This window comes from Streptomyces sp. AM25, from assembly GCF_058146165.1.
Genome location: NZ_JBKIWN010000155.1, coordinates 1 through 1,239, shown reverse-complemented (window position 1 = coordinate 1,239; position 1,239 = coordinate 1). Strand labels below are relative to the sequence as shown.

At 60.6% G+C, this 1,239-nt stretch carries 1 protein-coding gene; it reads left to right on the top strand.

Translation table 11 applies throughout. From position 1 onward, the window contains the following. Window positions 1-43: 43 nt before the first annotated feature. Window positions 44-1,224 (top strand): IS3 family transposase gene (locus ACLHRZ_RS42490; RefSeq protein ID WP_490423999.1). Its coding sequence is split into 2 segments (ribosomal slippage): window positions 44-308 and window positions 308-1,224, totalling 1,182 coding nucleotides; the frame shifts between segments, so codons are not numbered across the junction. The last annotated feature ends 15 nt before the right edge of the window (window positions 1,225-1,239 follow it).

Here is a 1,239-nt window from a genome sequence, read left to right as displayed (position 1 = left end):
GACCCAATAGGGTTGTTGTGAACAGGAAACGAGGAAGAACGAAGTGGCGCCAACCAGCAAGTACACCCCGGAGTTCCGCGAGGAAGCTGTCCAGATCGCGCTCCGGTCCACTAAGACCATCTCGGATACGGCTCGGGAGCTCGGGATCAACACGGAAACTCTCCGTGGCTGGGTAAAGAAGCATAAGCAACGCAACGAACCAGCTGCCGACGCACCGCTGGCACTCGACGAGCGGGCGCGTTTGAAGGAACTCGAACGCCGTAACCATGAGCTCGAGATGGAAGTCTCCTTCTTGAAAAAAGCCGCAGCGTACTTCGCGAGGGATCCCCGGTAGCCAGCAAGTACGAGTTCATCGAAACGATGCGGCTCGACACCGAGGAGTACGCCTACACCGTCGAGTTCATGTGCCAGCGGCTCGACGTGTCCACATCCGGCTACTACGACTGGCGTTCACGTCCCGATTCCGCGACGGCGAAACGCCGCGAGGAACTGAAAACGCTCATCCGGAAGGCATTCGAGATGTCGGACAGCACCTACGGATATCGGCGCGTTCATGCCCAACTGGCCCGCTGGGGCGTGACCGCCGGCCCGGAGCTGGTACGCCAGCTGATGCGGGCCCTGGACCTGGTGCCCTGCCAGCCGAAGCCGAAGAGGTTCGGCCTGACCCGAGCCGCGGCCGGCGCGCTGCCCGACCTCGTCGGCCGCGATTTCACCGCCGATGCTCCCGGCGAAAAACTCGTCGGTGATATCACGTACATCAAGACCGGTGAAGGGTGGCTCTATCTGGCAACGGTCCTGGACTGCTGTACCAAGGAGGTCATCGGATACGCCATGGATGATCACTACCAGACGCCTTTGATATCCCGAGCGATACGCAATGCGGCCCGGAACCGGAAACTGGCCCCAGGGGCGGTGCTTCACTCGGATCGCGGAAGCAACTACATGTCGGCCGAGTATGCGAGCGTTCTCGCCGAGCTCGGCCTGAGGCAATCTGCCGGCCGTACCGGAATCTGTTTCGATAACGCCATGGCCGAATCGTTCTTCGGAACTCTGAAGAACGAACGGGTGTCACGCGTCACGTACTTGACCCGCGAAGCCGCCCGACAGGACATCACCCGGTACATCGAATTCTGGTACAATCACAAACGTCTCCACTCGGCCGTAGGCTACCGACCGCCTCGTGAAGTCCATGCCGAATACCAGAAGTTGCGAGCCATCGCGTAATGGATCGCCAGACGA